Origin of the sequence: Streptomyces toyocaensis, assembly GCF_000725125.1 — a bacterium.
GTDB lineage: Bacteria > Actinomycetota > Actinomycetes > Streptomycetales > Streptomycetaceae > Streptomyces > Streptomyces toyocaensis.
The window spans coordinates 24456-47893 of sequence record NZ_JFCB01000005.1; the positions used below are offsets into that span (position 1 = coordinate 24456).

Genomic DNA, 23438 nt, shown 5'->3' on the forward strand with positions numbered 1-23438 from the left:
TCGTTCGCAGCGGCGGATCCAGGTCCTGACGCGCGGTCAGGGCTTGGCGACGAACACGTGGGAGGCGACCTCCGTCTGCAGTTCGGCCGCCTCGCCGCCGCTGCCCACCAGCACCCCGCCCGCCGACTCCGTCACGCTCACCACCGAACCGGGCTGCACACCCGCCCTGCGCAGCGTGTACATCAGCTGCGCGTCCGTCTGGATCGGCTCGCCGATCCGGCGCACCACGACCGTCTTGCCCTCGGTGCCCGGGGCGAGATCGGCCAGGGACACCATGCCCTCGTCCAGGAACGGGTCGGCGCCGTCCTTCTCGCCCAGCTCCTCCAGGCCCGGGATCGGGTTGCCGTACGGCGACTCGGTCGGGTGCCGCAGCAGTTCCAGCACGCGGCGCTCGACGGCCTCGCTCATCACGTGCTCCCAGCGGCAGGCCTCGGCGTGGACCTGCTCCCACTCCAGGCCGATCACGTCGACCAGCAGGCACTCGGCGAGGCGGTGCTTGCGCATCACCCGCGTGGCCAGCCGGCGCCCCTCCTCCGTGAGCTCCAGGTGGCGGTCGGTGGCGACGGACACCAGTCCGTCACGCTCCATGCGCGCCACCGTCTGGCTGACCGTGGGCCCGCTCTGGTCGAGCCGCTCGGCGATCCGGGCACGCATGGGGACCACACCTTCCTCCTCCAACTCGAGGATGGTGCGGAGATACATCTCCGTGGTGTCGATCAGTCCGGACATACATGCCCCTTGATGAGATGTGCGAATGGCTCTGCCGGAGGCTGGACTGCTCACCGGCGCGTGCGCTGGCCCAGGACTCAATTCTTACGCATGCGGCCGGCAACCGTGCCGCACCGTGGGAACGGGGGCAGCGGGCCGGAAGGCGGGCCCTCGGGCGCCGTATTGACACGGTACTGGTCCAGACCGCACGGTGATCCGCAACACTCCACCCGCGAAGGGAAGCCGTATGAGCGACCGCACGCCGGCCGGTCAGTTCCTCGACGCCGCGATCGACCTGCTCCGGCGGATCCGCGACGAGGAGGCCGACTCCGTCGCGGCCGCGGGCGCGCTGCTCGCCGACACGGTCGCGGACGGCGGCCGTCTCTTCGCCTACGGCGCCGGGCACTCCTCGCTCGCCGCGCAGGACCTCGTCTACCGCGCGGGCGGACTCGCCCTGATGAACCTGCTCACCGTGCCGGGCGCCGTCGGCGTCGACGTGCGGCCGGCGACGCTGGGCTCCGCCCTGGAGCGCGTCGACGGGCTGGCGGGCGTCGTGCTGGAGTCCTCGCCGCTGCGCGCGGGTGACGCGCTGCTCGTCATCTCCCTGTCGGGGCGCAACGCGCTGCCCGTGGAGATGGCCATGAAGGCACGCGAGCTGGGCGTGAAGGTCATCGGCGTGACCTCGGTGGCGTACGCGTCGCAGACCTCGTCGCGGCACTCCTCCGGGACGTTCCTGAAGGACCACTGCGACCTCGTCCTGGACTCCGGCATCGCGGTCGGCGACGCGGAGCTCACGCACGACCACGTGCCCGCGCCCTTCGCTCCCGCCTCCACGGTCGTCACCACGGCGCTGCTGCAGGCCGTCGTGGCCACCGCCGCGGCCGCACTCGCCGACCGGGGCATCGAGCCGCCGCTGCTCCGCTCGGGCAACGTGGACGGCGGCCACGAGTGGAACGCGCGCGTCTTCGAGCAGTACGCCGACCGCATCTTCTACGGCCACTGACCCCGCGGCCCGGTTCCGCGGGGGCGCCGCCCCCGGTCAGTCGTCCGGGGTGAGCAGACTCGCCAGGTCCAGGGCCGTGGCGATGCGGACGGCCACGTCCTCCGCGTACATCGCGTCGGAACGCTCGAACGCGTTACGCCCGGCCCCCCGCAGAAACGTCACGGCCCCCAGCGTCCGCCCCCGGCTGCGCAGCACCGTGCACAGGGCGTGCACCGCGTCCGCCGGCCACTGCCGGGCCAGCGCCCACGCCCGCGCGTCCTCCGCGGACAGGGAGCCCGCCGCCGCCCGCACCGACCCGGCCCGCTCCACGCACTGCACCGCGGGATGCCCCTCGCCGTACCGCACCGGCAGCCCCGCCCGTCCGTCCAGCCTGCTGGGCCCCGGCGCGCCGGACGGCGTGGCCGCGATCCGCACCAGCCGCACCCGGTCGGCGCCCTCCGCGCCGTCGGTCACGCGGTCGATCAGCGCATGGTCGGCGAACCCGGCGAGCGCGAAGTCCAGGTGGACCGTCGCCGCCTCCGCCGGATCCTCGCACTCCGCCGCCGCGCGCGCCGCGCGGTGCAGCTGCTGCGCGCGGAACCGCAGCAGCGACGCCTCCTGCTCACCCTGCCGCGACTCGGTCACGTCCTGGAACAGCCACCCGACGCCGAGCGGCACCGGCTCCTCGGCGAGCGGTGACGCCAGCCGCACGAACCCGCTCCGCCAGCACCGTCTGCGCTCGCCGTCCGGCGTGCGCACGCTCACCCACAGCTCGGCCGGCGCCGGCGGCGCGCCCTCCGCGAGCACATGGGTGAGGGCGCTCTCCAGTTCCTCCGCGCCCCGCGCCAGCAGCTCCCCGAGCGGCCGCCCGAGCACGGACGTGCGCCCGGCGCCCAGCGCCCGCGCGGCGTGCGCGTTCACCACCGCGGGCCGCAGGTCGGCGTCGACCAGGACGACGCCCCAGCTCGCGTCCTCCAGCAGTGCCTCGCTCAGCGCGATCGACCGCTCGAGGTCGATCTGCGCGTGCACCTCGCTGAAGGCGCAGTAGACCCCCGCGGGCTTCCCGTCCGGCCCGCGCACGGCCGCGGACTGCGTCCGCACCAGCACCCGGCCGCCGTCCTTGGTCAGCAGCGCGAACTCGTTCACCTGCCGGCCCGGCGCGTCCATGGCCGACATCAGCCGCGCCTCGACCTCCGCGGCGTCCGCGCTGCGCACGGCCCACCCGGCGAACCCGGCCCGGCCCACCGCCTCGGCGGCGGTCCAGCCGAGGATCCGCTCCGCCTCGCGGTTCCAGTGCGTCACCACACCGTCCGCGTCGAACGCGCACAGGGCGGCGTCCATGCCGTCGAGCAGCGCGGCGAGGAGGTCGGAGCCGACCGACCCCTCCCGCGCGGGCTCGGGCTCGTCAGGCCCCAGCTCGTCGGTGGTCCCACTACGCCGGGAAGCACTCACCTGGACCCCCTGCAGGCTGCGTCCGCACGTACGGCACGACGGTTCGCTCACTGCAATCATTCAACGTGAACGTGACACAGCGCACACCGGGTTCCCGACAAGATTGGGGGAATCGTTGTGCGCCGGGGGCCGGGTCCCCCGCCCGGGCGGGACATACTGCCCGATCGCGGCGGTCAGCGGTTCTCGAACCGTGTCCAGAAGTGGTGGACGATCTCCTCGAGGTAGCGCCGCCCGCTCTCGCCGGCGTCGGCGCCACCGCCCCGGCTGAGCGTGGCCGCCATGAGGGTCTGGTACTCGTCGTGCATGGCGCGCAGCGTGCTCTTGAGGTCCCGGCGGTCGACGGAGACGAGGTCGGCGATCTCGCGGATGTGCGCCTGCCAGCGGGTGGAGACGGCCTCGGTGAGCAGCCGGGCCAGTTCCTCCTCGCCGCCGGTGATGGAGAGCAGCGCCCGCGGGGGGAGTCCGAGGGCGGCCCCGAGCAGGGCCGACTCCCGTCGGCCACCGGTCCAGCGGCCGCTCTCCTCCATGGCGAGGTAGGTGTGCAGCGGGACGCCGGTGGCCCGGGCGACGTCCTCCGGGGCGATTCCCCGGGCGATGCGGTGTTCCCGCAGGGTGCGCGGTGCGCCCATGAGGTCGCGGGGGGCGCACCACAGGGCGCCGGCCAGGGCGGTCAGCTCATGGGCGTCGGGGACGGCCAGCCCGCGTTCCCAGGCGGCGATGTGGTCGGGGGTGACGTGGGTCATTCCGTAGGAGGCGCGCATGCCGTAGGCGACGTGGCCGGGAGCCATCCCGACTTTCTCGCGCAGGATGCGGGCGGCGCGTGCGCTGAAGGGGAGTGGAGGATGCACGGTGCGAGAGTAGGGAGCGACGCTGGGTGAACACCACGGCTCCTGTCGCCTGCATCCCGTTATGGCGGGAAGGTCGGCGCCGATTCTGTAGGAAGCAACGGAGATCATTGCGCTCGCAACTTCCTTTTCCTGCAGGGGTATTGACCACCTCCCAGGGCTCCGTAGGATCCGCTCGCAGGCCGCCGTGCGTGTGACCGCGTACCGAATGCCAAGCTCTCCGGCGGCAGCGTCGTGCACCCACCCCCGCGTATGCCCAGGAGACATCCCTTGCAGACCATGACGACCGGCCGGACCGACCCCGCACCCCCCAGAGCCGGCGCCCTCGACACGTTCTTCCGGATCAGCGAACGCGGCTCGACCTACGGTCGTGAGATACGCGGCGGATTCGCGACGTTCTTCACCATGGCGTACATCCTGGTGCTCAATCCGATCATCCTGGGCAGTACCGAGGACAAGTTCGGCGACAAGCTCGACCCCGCCCAGCTGGCGACCGCCACGACCCTGGTCGCCGCCGTGATGACCCTCATCATGGGCGTGGCCGGCAACCTCCCGCTCGCCCTGGCCGCCGGCCTCGGCCTGAACGCCGTCGTCGCCTTCCAGATCGCGCCCATGATGAGCTGGGACGACGCGATGGGCCTGGTCGTGCTCGAGGGCCTGCTGATCTGCGTGCTGGTGCTGACCGGTCTGCGCGAGGCCGTCATGCACGCCATTCCGCAGCCGCTCAAGCAGGCCATCAGCGTCGGCATCGGCATGTTCATCGCCTTCATCGGCTTCGTGGACTCCGGGTTCGTGACCCGTATCCCGGACGCCGCGAACACCACCGTGCCGGTCCAGCTCGGCACCGGCAGCCTCACCGGCTGGCCCATGCTCGTGTTCTGCCTCGGCGTGCTGCTGACGGTCGTCCTGATGGCCCGCAAGGTGCGGGGCGCCATCCTCATCAGCATCGTGGTGATGACCGTCCTCTCCGTCGTCATCAACGAGCTCGCCGACGTCAAGTCCTGGGGGCTGACCGCGCCGGAGCTGCCGGACAAGGCCGTCGCCGCGCCCGACTTCGGACTGCTCGGTCAGTTCGACGTGTTCGGCTCGTTCGGCCAGGTCAGCGTGCTCACCGTCGTCCTGCTGATCTTCACGCTGATCCTCTCCGACTTCTTCGACACCATGGGCACCGTGGTCGGCGTCACCGCCGAGGCCGGCCTGCTCGACGAGCGCGGGCAGGTCCCCGGCCTCGGGCGGGTCCTGCTCATCGACAGCGCGGCGGCCGTCGCGGGCGGTGCGGCCTCCTCCTCGTCCGCCACCACCTACATCGAGTCCGCCGCCGGTGTCGGCGAGGGAGCCCGGACCGGCTTCGCCAACCTCGTCACCGGCGGCCTGTTCGCGCTCGCCCTCTTCTTCACGCCCGTGCTGACCATCGTTCCGATGCAGGCCGCCTCGCCGGCCCTCATCGCGGTCGGCTTCCTGATGATGACGCAGGTCAGGCACATCGACTGGAACCGCTACGACCTCGCCGTCCCCGCCTTCCTGACCATCGTCGTCATGCCGTTCACCTACTCCATCAGCAACGGCATCGGCGCCGGTTTCATCGCCTACGTGGTCATCAAGGCGTGCCTGGGCAAGGCCAGGGAGGTGCACTGGCTGCTCTGGGGCACCGCGGCGCTCTTCCTCGCCTACTTCGCCATCGAGCCGGTGAAGCAGCTCCTGGGCATCTGACCGGGGTGCGGACCTCCCGCGGCGGACCGGCCCGGAGAAAAAGTGGTTGATCCGACGCCGATCGGTTCCTAATGTGGGCGGTACTTCGGAAAGGAGGTGGTTCGGCAGATGTATGCACACCGGACGGAAGAGGTGGCTGCGGGCTAGTGGCCCGCCGCCGTACTCGGTTCGGCGCCGGACCAGCGTGTGCGTGATGCACGCGACCGGCCCAATCCCACGCAGTCACCCGACCCGCGAGTCGCCGGTAACGTCCGGCCGGCTCCTCCCCAGGGAGGAACCAGACTCGCGGGTCGTGCGCGTTCCCGGGCCCGCGGATCAGCGGGCGATGTCCCCGTAGCCCTCGATCTCGCGCGGGTCGCGGCTGCCGGGGCCGACGTAGCGGGCCGACGGCCGGATCAGGCGGCCCGTGCGCTTCTGCTCGAGTATGTGCGCCGACCAGCCCGCCGTACGGGCGCAGGTGAACATCGAGGTGAACATGTGCGCCGGGACCTCGGCGAAGTCCAGCACGATCGCGGCCCAGAACTCCACGTTGGTGGCGAGCACCCGGTCGGGGCGGCGGGCGTGCAGTTCCGCCAGGGCGGCCTTCTCCAGGGCCTCGGCGACCTCGAAGCGCGGGGCGCCGAGCTCGCGGGCGGCGCGGCGCAGGACGCGGGCGCGGGGGTCCTCCGCGCGGTAGACGCGGTGGCCGAAGCCCATGAGGCGCTCGCCCTTGTCGAGGGCCTGCTTGACGTACGCCTCGGCGTCGCCGGTGCGTTCGATCTCCTCGATCATGCCCAGCACGCGTGAGGGGGCGCCGCCGTGCAGCGGTCCCGACATGGCGCCGACGGCCCCGGAGAGGGCCGCGGCGACGTCCGCGCCGGTCGAGGCGATGACCCGCGCGGTGAACGTGGAGGCGTTCATGCCGTGCTCGGCGGCCGACGTCCAGTACGCGTCGACGGCGGCGACGTGCCGCGGGTCGGGCTCGCCGCGCCAGCGGATCATGAAGCGCTCGACCACGGACTCCGCCTTGTCGATCTCGCGCTGGGGCACCATGGGCAGCCCCTGGCCGCGCGCCGACTGGGCGACGTAGGACAGGGCCATGACGGCGGCGCGCGCGAGGTCGTCGCGGGCCTGTTCGGCATCGATGTCGAGAAGCGGTTTCAGACCCCACACGGGGGCCAGCATGGCGAGCGCCGACTGCACGTCGACGCGGATGTCACCGGAGTGCACGGGGATCGGGAACGGCTCGGCGGGCGGCAGCCCGGGGTTGAACGCCCCGTCGACGAGCAGTCCCCAGACGTTGCCGAAGGAGACGTGCCCGACCAGATCCTCGATGTCGACGCCCCGGTACCGCAGGGCGCCGCCCTCCTTGTCGGGTTCGGCGATCTCCGTCTCGAACGCGACGACTCCTTCGAGCCCGGGTACGAAGTCGGACATCAGGCGGCTCCTCGTGAGGTGGTGACAGATGGTGTTGTGGGGTGGGACGACCATGTGTCGGGTCGGCTCGGCGCGAGCGGGTGCGTCCGGTGGATCCGCGGTCACGCTGTGTGGACTCGCCGTCCTGGACGTATCCCTGTGATGCCCGGCTGGCGGTCACCCAACCGGATCAGTGCCAGCACGATATCCCTGAGTGCCAGCTTTGGGGAGGGTTCGCGGCACTCAGTGCCATGGGGTGACGAAGGCCACCGCTCCCCCGGGCGCCGCGCGCATGGGGCAGGATGACGGCGTGACCGACCGAGACGCCGTGCCCTTCGCTCTCGCCGCGATGCGCAAGCACTACCGGACCGAGGGGCTCTCCGAGACCGACCTGGCCGCCACTCCCGTGGAACAGTTCGCGCGCTGGTTCAGACAGGCGGCGACGGACGCCGGGATGTTCGAGCCGAACGCCATGATCGTCTCGACGGCGGACACGGAGGGCCGGCCCAGCTCGCGCACCGTGCTGCTCAAGCACTTCGACGACGAGGGTTTCGTCTTCTACACGAACTACGGCTCCCGCAAGGGCCGTGACCTGGCCGGGAACCCGCACGTCTCGCTGCTCTTCCCGTGGCACCCGATGGCCCGGCAGGTCATCGTCACCGGCACCGCGCTGCGCACCGGCCGCGACGAGACGGCGGCCTACTTCCGCACCCGCCCGCACGGCTCCCAGCTCGGCGCGTGGGCCTGCGGCCAGTCGTCGGTGATCGCGGGCCGCGCGGAGCTCGACGCGTCCTACGCCGACCTGGCGGCCCGCTACCCGGAGGGGGAGCAGGTGCCGGTGCCACCCCACTGGGGCGGTTTCCGGGTGGTGCCGGAGGCGGTGGAGTTCTGGCAGGGCCGCGAGAACCGCCTCCACGACCGCCTGCGGTACGTCGCGGAGGCGGACGGGGGCTGGCGGGTGGAGCGGCTCGCCCCGTGACCCCGGGCGGCCTCAGCTCAGCGTCTGCTCCAGCAGGTCCGCCCACTGGGCCACCACCCGCTCGCGGCGGGCCGTGTCGTCGCTGAGGAGGTTGGCGAGGCCCAGGCCGCGGGCCATGTCGAGGAGGCCCTGGACGGTCTCGCGGACACCGGGGCGGGACTCGTCGGCACCGAGGAGTTCGACGGCGATGCGGTGGGTCTCACGGCCGACGCGCGACTCCAGCTCGGTCACGCGGGGGCGCAGCTGTTCCTCGTTGGACGCGGCGACCCACAGGTGGAGCGCCGCGCGGAAGAGCGGACCGGTGTAGAGGTCGACGAGGGCCGCGACCACCGCGCGGCGGCCGCTCGCCGCGGCGCCCTGGGGGAAGAGGGCGCGCAGGGCGGTGGAACGCTCCTCGGCGACGTACTCCACGGCGGCCGTGAAGAGGTCCTCACGGGTCGGGAAGTGGTGCTGGGCGGCCCCCCGGGAGACACCCGCGCGTTCGGCGACGACGGAGACCGTGGAGCCCGCCCAGCCGTGTTCGGCGAGGCAGGCCACGGCGGCCTCCAGGAGCCGCTGCCGGGTGGCCCGGCTGCGGTCCTGCTTGGGGACTCGTTCCGCACGGTCGGTCGTGCTCACACCAGCCATTCCGGATCCCGTCGTTCGAGGAAGGCCGTCATGCCCTCGCGCGCGTGGGCGGAGGCGAAGAGGCGGGCCGAGAGCGCGGCCAGGCCGGCCGCGTCCCGGTCGAAGGTCTCCAGCACCTTAGCCGTGAGCAGCCGTTTCGTCTCGGCCAGGGCCTCGGGGGCGGATCTGCGCAGGCCGTCGAGGATGGGGGCGAGGGTGTCGTCCACGTCCTCACCGGCCGCCGTGAGCAGGCCGACGCGGACGGCCTCGGCGGCGTCGAGGCGCTCCCCGGTGAGGTAGTAGCGGGCCAGCGCGCGCGGGTCGGCGCGGGGCAGTACCGGAAGCGAGATGACGGCCGGGGCGACCCCGATGCGGACCTCGGTGAACGCGAAGGTGGCCGCGGGCGAGGCGACGGCGATGTCGCAGGCGGCGAGCAGTCCCAGACCGCCCGCGCGGACGTGCCCGGTGACCCGCGCGAGCACCGGTTTGGGCAGCTCGACGATCTGCCGCAACAGGCCCACCAGGGCCTCGGGCGCGGGCGGGTCGCGCAGGTCGGCGCCCGCGCTGAAGGTGGTGCCGGTGTGGGTCAGGACCACGGCGCGCACGGCGGTGTCCTCCCCCGCGTCGGTCAGCGCGCCGGCCAGCTCGGCGACGAGGGCGGCGGACAGGGCGTTGCGGCGTTCCGGGGCGTCGAGACAGAGCGTTTCGACGCCTCGCGCGCGGGTGCGGCCGATCAGGGTCACGAGGGCTCCTCGTGCGCCGCGCGGAGCTCGCGGCGCAGGATCTTTCCGGAGGCGGCGCGCGGGACGCCGTCGACGAAGGTGACGCGCCGGACGCGCTTGTACGGGGCGACGCGCTCGGCGACGTACATCATGATCTCGCCCTCGGACGGCTGCGGGGCGGTCGGACGGCGGACGACGTGGGCGTGCGGGACCTCGTTGCCGTCCTCGTCGTAAACGCCGACGACGGCGGCGTCGGCGATCCCCGGGTGGGTGAGCAGCAGGGCCTCGAGCTCGGCGGGGGCGACCTGGAAGCCCTTGTACTTGATGAGCTCCTTGACCCGGTCCACGACGAACAGCCAGCCTGCCTCGTCGACGTGGCCGACGTCCCCGGTGTGCAGCCAGCCGTCCCGGTCGATCATCGCGGCGGTGGCGTCGGGCCGGCCGAGGTAGCCCTTCATGACCTGGGGTCCGCGGATGAGGATCTCGCCGGACACGCCGGGGCCGAGGTCCTTGCCGGGGTCGTCGAGGGAGACGATGCGCATCTCGGTGCCGGCGACGAGCTTGCCGACGGTGCCGGGGGGTGCCTCCTCCATGGCGTCCAGGGGGACGACGTGGGTGCCCGGCGACAGTTCCGTCATGCCGTACGCCTGCCCGACGGGCGGCAGCCCGAGCCGCCGCGAGCAGACGGCGGCGAGGCGCGCGTCCAGGGGCGCGGCGGCGCTGACGACGTGCTTCAGGGACGACAGGTCGTACCGGTCGACCACGGGGTGCTTGGCCAGGGCCAGCACGATCGGCGGGGCCACGTACAGGGCGGTGATGCGGTGGTTCTGGATGGCCGCGAGGAACGTCTCCAGGTCGAAACGCGGCAGGACGACGACGGTGGCGCCCTGCCGCAGCGGGGCGTTCATCAGGGCCGTCAGCCCGTAGATGTGGAAGAACGGGAGCACGGCGAGGACGCGGTCGCCGGGGCCGGCCGTGATCAGTGGCTGGAGCTGCGCGAGGTTGGTGGCGATCTGCCGGTGGGTGAGCATCACGCCCTTGGGGACGCCGGTGGTGCCGGAGGAGTACGGCAGGGCGGCGACGTCCTCGGCGGGGTCGATCCCCACCACCGGCTCGGGGGCCGTGGAGGCCAGCATGTCGATCAGCGAGCGGTGTCCGGGCGCGCTGTCGCAGACGAGGATCTCCTCGACGCCGCCCGCGAGTCCGGCGGCCCGCCGCGCGGTCCCCAGCAGCGGTGAGACGGTGACGATCCAGCGCGCCGCGGAGTCCTTGAGCTGCTTGGCGAACTCCTCGGGGGTCGCCAGGGGGTGCACGGTGGTGACGGAGGCGCCCGCGCGGGTGGCCGCGTAGAACGCGGTGGGGAAGGCGATCGTGTTGGGACTGTGCAGCGCGAGCACGTCCCCCTTGCGGACGCCCGCCTCGGCCAGCCCGGCGGCGACCCGCCGGTGGAAGCGGTCCAGCTGCTCGTAGGTGAGGGTGGTGCCGTCGGTGCCGTCGATCAGCGCCGGGGTGCTCCCGAACGCGGCTGCCCGGGCGAGCACCGCGTCGTGGATGGGGAGGTCGACCGGGGCGACGTCCGCGTACTCGCTTCGGAACATGGTTCCTCCAGGACGGCCGTGAAGCAGAGCGGGCCTGCGGGGCGTCCGGCCCCTAGTAGGACTTGGGCAGGCCCAGGGTCTGGTGGGAGACGTAGTTGAGGATCATCTCCCGGCTCACCGGGGCGATACGGGACACGCGCGCGGCGGTGACCAGCGAGGCGAGCCCGAACTCGCGCGTGAGGCCGTTCCCGCCGAGGGTGTGCACGGCCTGGTCGACGGCCTTCACGCATGCCTCGGCGGCCGCGTACTTGGCCATGTTGGCGGCCTCGCCCGCGCCCACGTCGTCCCCGGCGTCGTAGAGGTGTGCGGCCTTCTGCATCATCAGGCGGGCGAGTTCGAGCTCGATGTGCGCCTGGGCGAGGGGGTGCGCGATCGCCTGGTGGGCGCCGATGGGCGCCTTCCACACGGTGCGCTCACGCGCGTACTCGACGGCGCGGGACAGCGCGAAGCGGCCCATGCCGATCGCGAACGCGGCCGTCATGATGCGTTCGGGGTTGAGGCCGGCGAAGAGCTGGAGCAGCCCGGCGTCCTCGTCGCCGACGAGCGCGTCGGCGGGCAGCCGCACGTCGTCGAGGACCAGCTCGAACTGCTTCTCCGTGGCGTAAAGTTCCATGTCGATCATCCGGCGCCCGAAGCCGGGGGTGTCGCGCGGGACGATGAACAGGCAGGGCTTGAGGCGTCCCGTCCGGGCGTCCTCCGTGCGGCCGACGACGAGGGTCGCGTCGGCGATGTCGACACCCGAGACGAACACCTTGCGTCCGGTCAGCAGCCAGTCGCCGGTGCCGGGGTCGCGCCGCGCGGTGGTGGTGATGCGGTGCGAGTTGGAACCGGCGTCGGGTTCGGTGATGCCGAAGGCCATCAGGCGGCTGCCGTCGGCCAGGGCGGGCAGCCACTCCCGTTTCTGGGCCTCGGTGCCGAAGCGGGAGATGACGGTGCCGCAGATCGCCGGGGAGACGATCATCATCAGGAGGGGGTTGCCCGCGGCACCCATCTCCTCCGAGACGAGGCAGAGTTCGGTGATGCCGCCACCGCCACCGCCGTACGCCTCCGGCAGGTTGACGCCGATGTAGCCGAGCTTGGCTGCGTCCTGCCAGAACCGCCGGCTGTCGGTGGCGGGGGTGCGGGGGTGGTTCCTCGCGAACGAGGCGACCGCTTCGCGGAGGGCCTTGTGCTCTTCGGATTCGACGAGGGTGGTCATGTGGCTCCTTCGACTGCGGGTGGTGTGTGGCTGGTCGCGCAGTTCCCCGCGCCCCTAGGTCGCCTGCACCACCGCGAGCAGCGTTCCGGGCTCCACCTGCTGTCCCGGTACGGCGTGGAGGGTGATCAGGGTTCCCGTGGCCGGAGCGGTGATCTTGTGTTGCATCTTCATCGCCTCCAGCCAGAGGAGGGGCTGTCCGGCCTCCACCGCGGCTCCCTCGGTCAGGCCCTCCGCGACGCGGACGACCGTGCCCGGCATGGGGGCCAGGAGGGAGCCGGGGGCGTGCTGGGTGGTGGGGTCGGGGAAGCGGGGCAGCACGGTGAGGGCGGTGGCGCCGACGTACACCTGGTCGCCGTAGCGGCTGACCTCGAACCTGCGCCGGACGCCGTCCACCTCGAGGATCACGAGCCCCGCGTCCGCGTGGACGACCCGCACCCCGTCGGCCGTGAGGCCGTCCCGTGTGTGCCGGTAGCGGGCCTCGTGCTCCTCGCCGGCCACGAGGTACCGCTTGGCCTGCGGCTGCGAGGGCAGGTTGCGCCAGCCGCCGAAGCGGGAGCGGCCGTGGGCGTCGGCGAGGGCGGCGGCGAGCGGGGCGTACGGATCGGGGGCCGGGGCCGTCAGTTCCGGCAGGTGGCGGTCGTAGAAGCCGGTGTCCGTGCGGGCCTCGGCGAACTCCTTGTGCCGCAGGGAGCGGACGAGGAGGTCCCGGTTGGTGACGGGACCGTGGATCACCGCGCGTTCCAGGGCGGAGGCCAGCTTGCGGACCGCCTCCGCGCGGGTGCGGCCGTGGGCGACGACCTTGGCGAGCATCGGGTCGTAGTGGACGCCGATGTCGTCGCCGTCCGTGCAGCCGGTGTCCAGGCGCACGTCGCCGGGGACGGCGAGGCGGTGCAGCCGGCCGGCCTGCGGCGCCCAGTCCCGGGCGGGGTCCTCGGCGTAGAGGCGGGCCTCCACGGCGTGCCCGTGCGGGCGGGGCGGCTCGCCGTCGAGGGCGCGGCCCTCGGCGACGCGGATCTGCTCGGCGACGAGATCGACGCCGTACACGGCCTCCGTCACGGGGTGTTCCACCTGGAGGCGGGTGTTCATCTCCAGGAAGTGCGCCCGGCCCTCGGCGACGAGGAACTCCACCGTGCCCGCACCGACGTAGGAGACGGCACGCGCGGCGCGTACGGCGAGGGCGTGGAGCTCCTCGGTGAGCCGCGCGGGCAGTCCGGGCGCCGGGGCCTCCTCGATCACCTTCTGGTGGCGGCGCTGGAGCGAGCAGTCCCGGGTGCCGAGCGCCCACACCGTGCCGTGCGTGTCGGCGAGCACCTGCACCTCGACGTGCCGGCCGCCCTCCACATACGGCTCGACGAACACCTCGCCGTCCCCGAAGGCGCTCGCGGCCTCGGCGCGGGCGGCGGCCAGTTCGGCGTCCAGGTCGGCGAGACGCCGTACGACGCGCATGCCGCGTCCGCCGCCGCCCGCCGCGGCCTTGACCAGCACCGGCAGGTCGGCCTCGGTGACCTCCCGCAGGGGCTCGGTCCCCATCAGCTCCTTGGCGCGCGTCTTGGACGCCATCGCCTCGATCGCCTCCGGGGGCGGCCCGATCCACACCAGTCCGGCGTCCCGCACGGCGCGCGCGAAGCCGGCGTGCTCGGAGAGGAAGCCGTAGCCGGGGTGCACGGCGTCCGCGCCGGCGGCGAGGGCGGCCCGCACGATCAGGTCGCCACGCAGGTACGTGTCGGCGGGCGCCGCCCCCGGCAGCCGGACCGCGGTGTCCGCCACGCGCGCGTGGAGGGCGTTTCCGTCGGCGTCCGAGTGCACGGCGACCGTCCGGATGCCCAGTTCACGGCAGGTGCGGACGATGCGGCAGGCGATCTCGCCCCGGTTCGCGACAAGAACGGAAGTGATCATGTCCCCTCACATCCGGAAGACGCCGAAGCCACCGCGCGCGCCCTCGTAGGGCGCGGTGTGGACGGCCGACAGGCACAGGCCGAGGACGGTGCGGGTGTCGCGCGGGTCGATGACGCCGTCGTCGTAGAGCCGCCCGGACAGGAACATCGGCAGCGACTCGGACTCGATCTGCTGCTCCACCATGGCGCGCAGCGCCGCGTCCGCCTCGTCGTCGTACGGCCGTCCCTTCGCCGCCGCCGACTGCCGCGCGACGATGGACAGCACCCCGGCGAGCTGCTGCGGACCCATGACGGCGGACTTGGCGCCGGGCCACGCGAAGAGGAACCGCGGGTCGTAGGCGCGACCGCACATGCCGTAGTGCCCGGCGCCGTAGGAGGCGCCCATGAGGACGGACAGGTGCGGAACCTTCGAGTTGGCGACCGCGTTGATCATCATCGCGCCGTGCTTGATGATGCCGCCCTGCTCGTACTCCTTGCCGACCATGTAGCCGGTGGTGTTGTGCAGGAAGATCAGCGGGATGTCGCGCTGGTTGGCGAGCTGGATGAACTGGGCGGCCTTCTGGGACTCCTCGCTGAAGAGGACTCCCCGGGCGTTGGCGAGGATGCCGACGGGATAGCCGTGGAGTGCGGCCCAGCCGGTGGTGAGGCTGGTCCCGTAGAGCGGTTTGAACTCGTCGAAGTCGGAGGAGTCGACGATCCGCGCGACGACCTCGCGGGGGTCGAAGGGGATCTTCAGGTCGCCCGGCACGATGCCCAGCAGTTCGTCCTCGTCGTACGTGGGCGGGGCGGCCGGTCCCGGATCGCCGTACGCCTTGCGGTGGTTGAGACGGGCGACGACCCGGCGGGCCTGGCGGAGCGCGTCCCGCTCGTCGACGGCGAAGTGGTCGGCGAGACCCGACACGCGCGCGTGCATCTCGGCGCCGCCCAGGGACTCGTCGTCGCTCTCCTCCCCCGTGGCCATCTTCACCAGCGGCGGCCCGCCGAGGAACACCTTGGCCCGCTCCTTGACCATGATCACGTGGTCCGACATGCCGGGGACGTAGGCACCCCCGGCGGTGGAGTTGCCGAAGACGACGGCGACGGTCGGGATGCCGGCCGCCGACAGCCGGGTCAGGTCCCGGAAGATGGCGCCACCGGGGATGAAGATCTCCTTCTGGGAGGGCAGGTCGGCGCCGCCGGACTCGACCAGGCTGATCACGGGCAGCCGGTTGGCGAGCGCGATGTCGTTGGCGCGCAGGGCCTTCCGCAGCGACCAGGGGTTGCTGGCGCCGCCGCGCACGGTCGGGTCGTTCGCGGTGATCAGGCACTCCACCCCCTCGACGACGCCGATGCCGGTGACGAGCGAGGCGCCGACCGCGTACTCGCTCCCCCAGGCGGCCAGCGCGGACAGCTCCAGGAAGGGCGTGTCGGGGTCGAGGAGCAGTTCGATGCGTTCACGGGCGAGCAGCTTGCCGCGCCCCCGGTGCCGCTCGACGTACTTGTCGCCGCCGCCCGCGAGCGCCTTGGCGTGTTCGGCGTCGAGTGCGGCGAGCTTGGCGAGCATGGCCTCGCGGTTGGCCCGGTACTCCGGATCGGCCGTGTTCAGGGCGGATTCGAGGAGCGTCACAACAGGACCTCCGGGATGTCGAGGTGCCGGGAGCGCAGCCATTCGCCGAGCGCCTTGGCCTGCGGATCGAAGCGGGCCTGCGCGGCGACGCCCTCGCCGAGGATTCCCTCCACGAGGAAGTTCAGGGCGCGCAGGCGGGGAAGGACGTGCCGGGTGACGGGCAGCTCGCGGGCCTCGGGGATCAGCGTCCGGAACCGTTCGACGGTCAGCTCGTGGGCGAGCCACCGCCAGGCGTCGTCGGAGCGGACCCAGACGCCGACGTTGGCGTTCCCGCCCTTGTCGCCGCTGCGGGCACCGGCGAGGAGGCCGAGGGGCGCGCGAGTCGTGGGTCCCTCGGGCAGCGGGTCGGGAAGCTCGGGCTCCGGTACGTCGTCGAGTACGGCGGTGTCGTGCGGCGGGTCCACGGTGACACGGCGTCCGTCGTGGAGGACGGCCACATGGTCGACGTCGCCATGGGGGACGTACACATCCTCGAAGACCCCATAGGGGGAGCCCTTCCCCGGTGGCGCCATCACATGGAACCCGGGATAGCTCGCCAGCGCCAGCTCGACGGCGGCCGCGCCCAGCACGCGCCCGACCTTCTCCTGGGAGGGGTCCCGCACGACCAGCCGCAGCAGCGCACTCGCCGTTTCCTGGGTCCAGGCGTCGGGCTGGTCGGTGCGCACCAGGTCCCAGCTGACCCGGGCGGGACGGGACTCGGCGAGGGCGGCGCGCATCTGCTGCCGGACCAGCGCCGCCTTGGACTCGATCTCCAGCCCGGTGAGCACGAACACGACCTCGTTGCGGAAGCCGCCGAGCCGGTTGATCCCGACCTTGAGGGCCGGGGGTGGCGCCTCGCCCCGGACACCGTCGATCCGGACCCGGTCGGGGCCCTCCTGGGTGAGCCGCACGGTGTCCAGGCGGGCCGTGGTGTCCGGCCCCGCGTACCGGGCGCCGGCCGTCTCGTAGAGGAGCTGGGCCGTCACCGTGCCGACGTCGACCAGGCCTCCTGTCCCGGGGTGCTTGGTGATGACGCTGCTGCCGTCCTCGTGCAGTTCGGCGAGGGGGAACCCGGGCCGCAGGGCCCCGCCCTCACCGAAGAACGCGTAGTTCCCGCCGGTCGCCTGCGCCCCGCACTCCAGCACGTGCCCGGCGACGACGGCCCCCGCGAGCCGGTCGTGGTCCGTCGGCGTCCAGCCGAAGTGGGCGGCGGCGGGACCGGTGACCAGGGCCGCGTCGGTGACCCGGCCGGTGACCACGATGTCGGCGCCCTCGCGCAGACAGGCGGCGATCCCGAACCCGCCGAGGTAGGCGTGGGCGGCGAGGGCGCCGGGGTACCGCGCCGTGAGGTCGTCGCCCTCGACGTGGGCGACCCGCACGGGGATACCCAGCCGGGCGGCGAGCGCGCGCACGGCGTCGGCGAGTGCCGCCGGGTTGAGCCCGCCCGCGTTGGTGACGATCCTGACGCCCCGCTCGTGGGCGAGGCCGAGGGTGTCCTCGAGCTGCCGCAGGAAGGTGCGGGCGTATCCGGCGGAGGGGTCCCCCAGCCGGTCGCGGGCGAGGATGAGCATGGTCAGCTCGGCGAGGTAGTCACCGGTGAGGACGTCGACCTCGCCCCCGGTGAGCATCTCGCGCAGGGCGTCGAAGCGGTCGCCGTAGAAGCCGGAGAAGTTCCCGACGCGCAGGGTCGTCGCTCTCACCGCGCGGTGTCCCCCTTCGGTTCCCGCCCGCCCCCGGGCGGACCGGCGAAGGCCTGGGCGATGTCCAGCCAGCGGTCGGCGTCGGCGCCCTCGGCGGTGAGGGCGAGGTCGGCGCGGTGGGCGCGCTGGGTGACGAGGAGGCAGAAGTCGAGCGCGGGGCCGGTGACGCGCTGGGCCGCGTCCTCGGGCCCGTACGCCCACACCCCGCCCCCCGGTGCGGCCAGCTCGACCCGGAAGGGGTCGGCCGGCGGGGTGAGCCCGTGCGCCCCGTAGGCGAAGTCCCTGGTGCGCACGCCGAGCCACGCCACATGCCTGAGTCGGTCGGTGGGTGGCCGCGCCACACCGATCGTCTCCGCCACGTCCAGTCCATGGGCCCAGGTCTCCATGAGACGGGCGGTCGCCATTGAGGCGGCGGACATGGGGGGCCCGTACCAGGGGAAGCGTGCACCGGCCGGCGCCTCCCGCAGCGCCTTGTCCAGCGCCGCGCGCCCCTCCCGCCAGCGCGCGAGCAGTTCGGCGGGCGCGGACCGGGCGTACTCCTCGGCGCCGTCGTCGACGAAGGTGTGGGGGGCGGCGAGCGCCTGCTCGACCAGCGCGCGGAAGGCGTCGGCGTCCGTGACGGCGAGCAGCGCGGAGTGGTCGGTCCAGGCGAGGTGGGCGACCTGGTGGGCCACGGTCCACCCGGCCGCGGGCGTCCGAAGCCCCCACTGCCCGGGACTCAGCCCGGCCACGAGCCGGTCGAGCCCCTCGCTCTCCTCACGCAGGTCGTCGATCACGGGCGTCGGATCGGACACGAGGCGCTCCCCTCGGTGCACGGACACGGCGGTGTGCGGCGCGATTGCGTGGAGCATGGCAGCCCGCCCGGAAACAAGCAAGCATGCTTGCTGGATTTTCCTCACCCCCCGTCCCGGCGGGCAGGCGCAGGGGAGGACCAACCGTTTGCCCCGGAGACGAGCCGCTTCAGTGCGCAAAGGCCCAGGGCCTCACCCGGGCTCAGGGCGTGAAGGCAAAGGGCGTCACCCAGGGCCGGGTCCGTCAGATCGCTCGGGGGACCGCTCGCCCGACCCGGCGCCGGCCTTCACCCGTCCCACCTGTGTCCGCACCGCCCCCATGCTCGCGGCGATGACCAGGGCGATGGCCGCGGCCTCCGGGGCGGACAGGACCTGGTCGAGGATGAGGAAGCCCGCGGCGGCCGCGAGCGCCGGTTCCAGGCTCATCAGGATGGCGAAGGTGGACGCGGGCAGGCGGCGCAGGGCGAGGAGTTCGAGGGTGTACGGGAGGACGGACGACAGCACCGCGACCGCCGCGCCCAGGCCGAGGACCGTCGGGTCGAGCAGCTTCGTGCCGGACTCGGCGATCCCCAGCGGCAGGAACAGCACGGCCGCCACGGCCATCGCCAGGGCGAGCCCGTCCGCCTGCGGGAAGCGGCGCCCCGTCCGCGCGCTGAAGACGATGTACGCCGCCCACATGGCGCCGGCGCCCAGCGCGAACGCGACGCCCAGCGGGTCGAGGCCGCTGAAGCCTCCGCCGCCGAGGAGGAACACGCCGGCGAGGGCCAGCGCGGCCCACACGAGGTTGACCGCCCGCCGGGAGGCCAGGACGGACAGCGTGAGCGGGCCGAGGACCTCCAGGGTGACCGCCGGGCCGAGCGGGATGCGGGCGACGGACTGGTAGAAGAGGCCGTTCATCGCGGCCATGGCGACGCCGAAGACGATCACCGTGCCCCAGTCGGCGCGCGAGTGCCCGCGCAGCCGCGGCCGGCACAGCACCATCAGCACCAGCGCGGCCACCAGCAACCGCAGCGACACGACCCCGAGCGCCCCGGCCCGCGGCATCAGCGTTACCGCCAGCGCCCCGCCGAACTGCACGGAGATCCCGCCGGCGAGCACCAGCCCGACCGGCCCGAGGGAACCCCGCCCGCGCGGGACGCCGGCCGGCGGGGGCGCGGGGGCGATCCCCGGTGCGGTGGGCGGGGTGGCGGCGCTGGGGGTGGTCACGGGGCCTTCCAGGGACGTCGGAGCGGACACTTGCCTGTACCGAGTGTGCGACTTGATGCACTTCGCAGTCCAGCGTATTGGACCTCGTCAGCACCGTACAACGCTTACATGCCTGACGATGCGGCCCCGGCCCCGCCGCGGTCAACTCCGTCCGCCACGTGGACCCCAGCGGGTACGGTTTCCCCTGGTGACATCCCCGTGGTGACATCTCCGTGACAACCCCGTCCGCTTCCACCATCCGAGGTTCTGTGCGACGACTGCTCGTCCGGCTGTGGCGACTCCTGCGCCCCGTGCAGGGCCGCATCGTGTGGGCCCTGCATGCCAAGTTCGTGGTCGGCGTGACCGGTGTGGTGCGCGACGAGGAGGGCAGGGTGCTGCTGCTCCGGCACCGGATGTGGCCGCCGGGCCGCCAGTGGGGCCTGCCCAGCGGCTTCGCGCGCAAGGGCGAGGATCTCCGCGCGACCGTGGTGCGCGAGGTCAGGGAGGAGACGGGGCTCGACGTCGAGACGGGCCGCCTCGTCATGCTGAACAGCGGCTTCCGCACCCGCCTGGAGGTGGCCTTCGAGGCCCGCCTGCTGGGCGGCGAACTGCGTCTGGACCCCACCGAGATCCTGGAGGCCCGCTGGTGCCGGCCGGACGACCTCCCGGAGGACGTCCAGCCGGTGTGCCACCCGCTGGTGCGGGGCGAGACCACGCCGTGACGGTGCGCGGCCGCGCGTGCACACCGGCCGTCCGGCGCCTATCGTCTCCTCCGTGCCTGTCCGTCTGTCGCCGCGGCTCTCCGCGATCGTGAACGCGCTCCCCCTCCAACCGCACTCCCGCGTCCTGGAGATCGGGTGCGGACCGGGGGCGGCCGCACGAGCGGTCGCGGGACGGCTCACCACCGGCCACATCCTGGCCGTCGACAGATCCGCCACCGCCGTCGCCCAGGCGCGTGCCGCCGCGGCGGAGGAGATCGGGTCGGGCCGGATGAGCGTCCGGCAGGTCGCGGCCGAGGGCTTCGTCCTGCAACCGGACGAGGAGCCGTTCGACCTCGTGTTCGCCGTCCGCGTCGGCGCCCTCGACGGGCGGCACCCCGAGGCGGGTGAGCGGGTGCTGCGACGTCTCGGCAGGGCGACCACGGCGGACGCCCGGCTCTTCGTCGACGGCGGCGACCCGCTGCGTGAACTGCTCATTCCACGGCCCGAGTCACCCGACGAGATCTAGGGCAGGTACGTCGCCAGCACCTCCGCCAGGTGCCGCCCCCGCACGCCCGCGAGGTGTTCCAGCTGCGTCCGGCAGGAGAAGCCGTCGGCCAGGACCACCGCGTCCCGCGGTGCCTCCCGGACCGCCGGGAGCAACTGCTCCTCCGCACAGGCCCGGGAGACCTCGTAGTGGCCCTTCCCGAAGCCGAAGTCGCCCGCCAGACCGCAGCAGCCTCCCGTCAGCTCGCCGGTGAGGCCGGCCGCGGCGCGCAGGCGGCGGTCGGGCGCGTCGCCCAGGACGGCGTGCTGGTGGCAGTGGGTCTGGCCGGTGACGGGGCGGTTCAGGGAGGGCGGGGCCCAGTCCGGGGCGTACTGCTCCAGGGTCTCCGCGAACGTCCGCACCCGCGCGGCGAGCCGCGCCGCGCGCGGGTCGCCGGGGAGCAGTTCCGGGGCGTCCGTGCGTAGGGCCGCCGCGCAGCTCGGTTCCAGGACCACCAGCGGGGCGTCCGTGGCCAGGACGGGTTCCAGGAGGTCGAGGGTGCGGCCCAGGACCGTACGGGCGCGGTCGAGCTGGCCCGTGGAGAGGTAGGTCAGGCCGCAGCAGACCCGGACCCCGCGCGCCGCCGGCAGGGACAGGGGCGAGCGGGAGCGGGCGTCGCCCACGCGGCCGCCCGCCGGCCGCAGGGTCGGGGGGAGGGCCACGCGCAGCCCCGCCGCCTCCAGCACGCGTACCGCCGCCCGGCCCACCGACGGGGACAGGTGCTCCGTGAACGTGTCCGGCCAGAGGACCACCAGCCTCCCCTCCCCGGGGGGCACCCGCCGTCGCCGCCACCACCGTGTGAACGTCTCCCCGGCCACCCGCGGGATCTCCCGCTCCCCCGCGATCCCGCCCAGCCGCTTCGCCACGCGCGCGAACGGAGCCACCGAGGCCAGGGCGTTCACCGCCCCCGCGGTCCTCGTCCGCGCGACCCAGCCCAGCCACACCGGCAGCCATCCCATCGCGTAGTGCGCGGCCGGGCGGCGGCGGCCCGCGTAGTGGTGGTGGAGGAACTCCGCCTTGTACGTGGCCATGTCGACGCCGACCGGGCAGTCCGAGCGGCAGCCCTTGCAGGACAGGCAGAGGTCCAGGGCGTCCCGTACCTCCGTCGACCGCCAGCCGCCGGTCACCAGCTCGCCCGCGAGCATCTCGTGGAGCAGGCGCGCGCGCCCGCGCGTGGAGTGTTCCTCCTCGCCCGTCGCCCGGAACGACGGGCACATCACCTCCGGCCCGGCCACGGACGTCGTGCGGCACTTGGCGACGCCCACGCAGCGCCGCACCGCCGCCGCGAAGTCACCGCCGTCGGCGGGGTAGCCGAAGGCGACGTCCACCGGTTCGCGCGGGAGGACGGAGAAGCGGAGGTGGGAGTCCAGCGGGGCCGGCCGGACCAGCATGCCCGGGTTGAGGAGGTCGTCCGGGTCCCAGAGGGCCTTCACCCGCTCGAACAGGGCGACCGTCTCCTCGCCGTACATGCGCGGCAGCAGTTCGGCCCGCGCCTGGCCGTCGCCGTGCTCCCCGGAGAGGGAGCCGCCGTGGCGCACCACCAGGTCCGCCAGCTCCTGGGAGAAGCGCCGGAAGCGGGCGACGCCGGGACCGGTCAGCAGGTCGAAGTCGATGCGGACGTGGATGCAGCCGTCCCCGAAGTGCCCGTAGGGCGTCCCGTGCAGCCGGTGGTCCGCCAGCAGGGCCCGGAAGTCCCGCAGGTACGCGCCGAGCCGGGCGGGCGGCACCGCGCAGTCCTCCCAGCCGGGCCAGGCCTCCGCGCCCCCGGGCATCCTCGTCGCCGTGCCGCTCGCGTCCTCCCGGATCCGCCACAGCGCGCGCTGCCGGGCCGGGTCGGTGACCACCAGGGAGTCCGTGACGTCCGCCGCGCGGACGATCCTCTCCGCACGCGCGCGTGCCTCCGCCTCCGTGTCCCCGCCCGTCTCCACGAACAGCCAGGCCCCGCCGCGCGGGAGGTCCGCCGCGGACGGCACCAGATCGGCCGCCATGCCCTCCACGGTCAGCGGCCGGTACGGCAGCAGCCCCGCCGCCGCCTCGGCCGCCCCGCTCTCCTCCGCGTACGCCAGCACGGCGAGCGCACGCGCGCGGGGAACCCGTACGAGGTCCACGACCGCCTCCGTGAGCACGCCGAGGGTTCCCTCCGAGCCGCAGAGGGAGCGGGCGACGTCGGCGCCCCTCTCGGGCAGCAGGGCGTCCACGGCGTATCCCGAGATGCGGCGCGGGAGGTCGGGGAAACCCGTGCGCAGACGGGCCAGTTCGCCGTCGACCAGGCCGCGCAGCCCGGCCGGGGCGCCCGACCAGTCCCGGCCCGGACGCAGGCGCTCCCCGCGCGAGGTGACGACCGCGAGCTCGCGCACGCTGTCGGCCGTCGTGCCCCAGGCCACCGAGTGGGAGCCGCAGGCGTTGTTGCCGATCATGCCGCCGAGGGTGCAGCGGCTGTGGGTGGAGGGGTCGGCACCGAAGCGCAGACCGTGCGGCGCGGCGGCCTCCTGGAGGCGGTCGAGGACCAGACCGGGCTGGACCACGGCGGTGCGCGCCCCGGGGTCGAGGGACAGCAGACGGTTCATGTGCCGTGTGAAGTCGAGCACCACGCCCGTGCCGGTCGCCTGCCCCGCGATCGACGTGCCGCCGCCGCGCGGCACCACGGGAACGCCGTACGTGCGGCACACCGACAGCGCCGCCGCCACGTCGTCGGCGTCCCGCGGGGCCACCACGCCTAGCGGCACGCGGCGGTAGTTGGAGGCGTCCATCGTGGTCAGCGCCCGTGCGGTGGTCCCGAAGTCGACCTCGCCGCGCACGGCGGCCCGCAGCCGGGCCGACAGTTCCCGGTGATCCGTCATGC

General features: G+C 73.6%; 19 protein-coding genes. 5 read left to right on the forward strand and 14 right to left on the reverse strand.

Annotated elements, in window-relative coordinates:
• Positions 1-36: 36 nt before the first annotated feature.
• Complete coding sequence (locus BU52_RS07995) at positions 37-729, reverse strand: metal-dependent transcriptional regulator (RefSeq protein WP_037930460.1); 693 nt, start codon at positions 727-729, stop codon at positions 37-39.
• A 226-nt stretch (positions 730-955) separates the two neighbouring features.
• Here BU52_RS07995 and BU52_RS08000 point away from each other — a divergent pair, with 226 nt between their 5' ends.
• On the forward strand, positions 956-1711 hold the full coding sequence (locus BU52_RS08000; RefSeq protein ID WP_037930463.1) for an SIS domain-containing protein: 756 nt from the start codon (positions 956-958) through the stop codon (positions 1709-1711).
• 36 nt (positions 1712-1747) lie between these two features.
• Here the strand turns inward: BU52_RS08000 and BU52_RS08005 are convergent, their stop codons facing one another.
• Together BU52_RS08005 and BU52_RS08010 are read right to left on the reverse strand one after the other, a co-directional pair.
• Complete coding sequence (locus tag BU52_RS08005; protein WP_037931021.1) at positions 1748-3142, reverse strand: PAS domain-containing protein; 1395 nt, start codon at positions 3140-3142, stop codon at positions 1748-1750.
• A gap of 173 nt (positions 3143-3315) precedes the next feature.
• On the reverse strand, positions 3316-3990 hold the full coding sequence (locus BU52_RS08010) for a helix-turn-helix domain-containing protein (RefSeq protein WP_037930466.1): 675 nt from the start codon (positions 3988-3990) through the stop codon (positions 3316-3318).
• A gap of 276 nt (positions 3991-4266) precedes the next feature.
• On the opposite strand from BU52_RS08010, the gene BU52_RS08015 reads away from it, so the two are divergent.
• Positions 4267-5697 (forward strand): NCS2 family permease, encoded by a 1431-nt coding sequence (locus BU52_RS08015; protein ID WP_037931024.1) that lies wholly within the window; start codon positions 4267-4269, stop codon positions 5695-5697.
• 315 nt (positions 5698-6012) lie between these two features.
• On the opposite strand, the gene BU52_RS08020 is transcribed toward BU52_RS08015, so the two are convergent.
• Positions 6013-7113 carry a citrate synthase 2 gene (locus tag BU52_RS08020; RefSeq protein WP_037930469.1) on the reverse strand — a complete coding sequence of 367 codons (1101 nt, stop codon included), beginning with the start codon at positions 7111-7113 and terminating at the stop codon, positions 6013-6015.
• A 271-nt stretch (positions 7114-7384) separates the two neighbouring features.
• On the opposite strand from BU52_RS08020, the gene pdxH reads away from it, so the two are divergent.
• A complete protein-coding gene (pdxH, locus tag BU52_RS08025; protein WP_107061118.1) occupies positions 7385-8071 on the forward strand; it encodes a pyridoxamine 5'-phosphate oxidase in 687 nt (228 codons plus the stop codon).
• Positions 8072-8083: 12 nt separating this feature from the next.
• On the opposite strand, the gene BU52_RS08030 is transcribed toward pdxH, so the two are convergent.
• The 9 genes from BU52_RS08030 to BU52_RS08070 form a co-directional block, all read right to left on the reverse strand.
• On the reverse strand, positions 8084-8698 hold the full coding sequence (locus BU52_RS08030; RefSeq protein ID WP_078903155.1) for a TetR/AcrR family transcriptional regulator: 615 nt from the start codon (positions 8696-8698) through the stop codon (positions 8084-8086).
• The gene (locus BU52_RS08035; protein ID WP_037930474.1) at positions 8686-9420 is read right to left on the reverse strand and encodes an enoyl-CoA hydratase family protein; all 735 of its coding nucleotides are present in this window, start codon (positions 9418-9420) and stop codon (positions 8686-8688) included. Before BU52_RS08035 ends, BU52_RS08030 begins: the two co-directional genes overlap by 13 nt.
• Complete coding sequence (locus BU52_RS08040) at positions 9417-10997, reverse strand: 4-coumarate--CoA ligase family protein (RefSeq protein ID WP_037930477.1); 1581 nt, start codon at positions 10995-10997, stop codon at positions 9417-9419. The genes BU52_RS08035 and BU52_RS08040 overlap by 4 nt, the downstream gene beginning before the upstream one ends.
• A gap of 52 nt (positions 10998-11049) precedes the next feature.
• Positions 11050-12195, reverse strand: coding sequence for an acyl-CoA dehydrogenase family protein (locus tag BU52_RS08045; RefSeq protein ID WP_037930479.1), 1146 nt, complete (start codon positions 12193-12195; stop codon positions 11050-11052).
• Between the two features lie 54 nt (positions 12196-12249).
• Positions 12250-14091: an ATP-binding protein gene (locus BU52_RS08050; protein ID WP_037930481.1), complete on the reverse strand. Its 1842-nt coding sequence runs from the start codon at positions 14089-14091 to the stop codon at positions 12250-12252.
• A gap of 6 nt (positions 14092-14097) precedes the next feature.
• Positions 14098-15696 (reverse strand): acyl-CoA carboxylase subunit beta, encoded by a 1599-nt coding sequence (locus tag BU52_RS08055; RefSeq protein ID WP_037930484.1) that lies wholly within the window; start codon positions 15694-15696, stop codon positions 14098-14100.
• Entirely contained in the window at positions 15693-17375 is a 1683-nt protein-coding gene (locus BU52_RS08060) for an acyclic terpene utilization AtuA family protein (protein WP_037930486.1), read from the reverse strand. The genes BU52_RS08055 and BU52_RS08060 overlap by 4 nt, the downstream gene beginning before the upstream one ends.
• Positions 17372-18169 (reverse strand): TIGR03084 family metal-binding protein, encoded by a 798-nt coding sequence (locus BU52_RS08065; RefSeq protein ID WP_037930490.1) that lies wholly within the window; start codon positions 18167-18169, stop codon positions 17372-17374. The genes BU52_RS08060 and BU52_RS08065 overlap by 4 nt, the downstream gene beginning before the upstream one ends.
• A 222-nt stretch (positions 18170-18391) precedes the next feature.
• The gene (locus BU52_RS08070; protein ID WP_051858034.1) at positions 18392-19372 is read right to left on the reverse strand and encodes an EamA family transporter; all 981 of its coding nucleotides are present in this window, start codon (positions 19370-19372) and stop codon (positions 18392-18394) included.
• A gap of 248 nt (positions 19373-19620) precedes the next feature.
• On the opposite strand from BU52_RS08070, the gene BU52_RS08075 reads away from it, so the two are divergent.
• Positions 19621-20073, forward strand: a complete 453-nt coding sequence (locus tag BU52_RS08075; RefSeq protein WP_037930493.1) for an NUDIX hydrolase — start codon at positions 19621-19623, stop codon at positions 20071-20073.
• Positions 20074-20125: 52 nt separating this feature from the next.
• Positions 20126-20578: a methyltransferase domain-containing protein gene (locus BU52_RS08080; RefSeq protein WP_037931034.1), complete on the forward strand. Its 453-nt coding sequence runs from the start codon at positions 20126-20128 to the stop codon at positions 20576-20578.
• Here BU52_RS08080 and BU52_RS08085 read toward each other — a convergent pair.
• Positions 20575-23436 carry an FAD-binding and (Fe-S)-binding domain-containing protein gene (locus tag BU52_RS08085; protein ID WP_037930497.1) on the reverse strand — a complete coding sequence of 954 codons (2862 nt, stop codon included), beginning with the start codon at positions 23434-23436 and terminating at the stop codon, positions 20575-20577. The genes BU52_RS08080 and BU52_RS08085 overlap by 4 nt on opposite strands.
• Between the last annotated feature and the right edge of the window lie 2 nt (positions 23437-23438).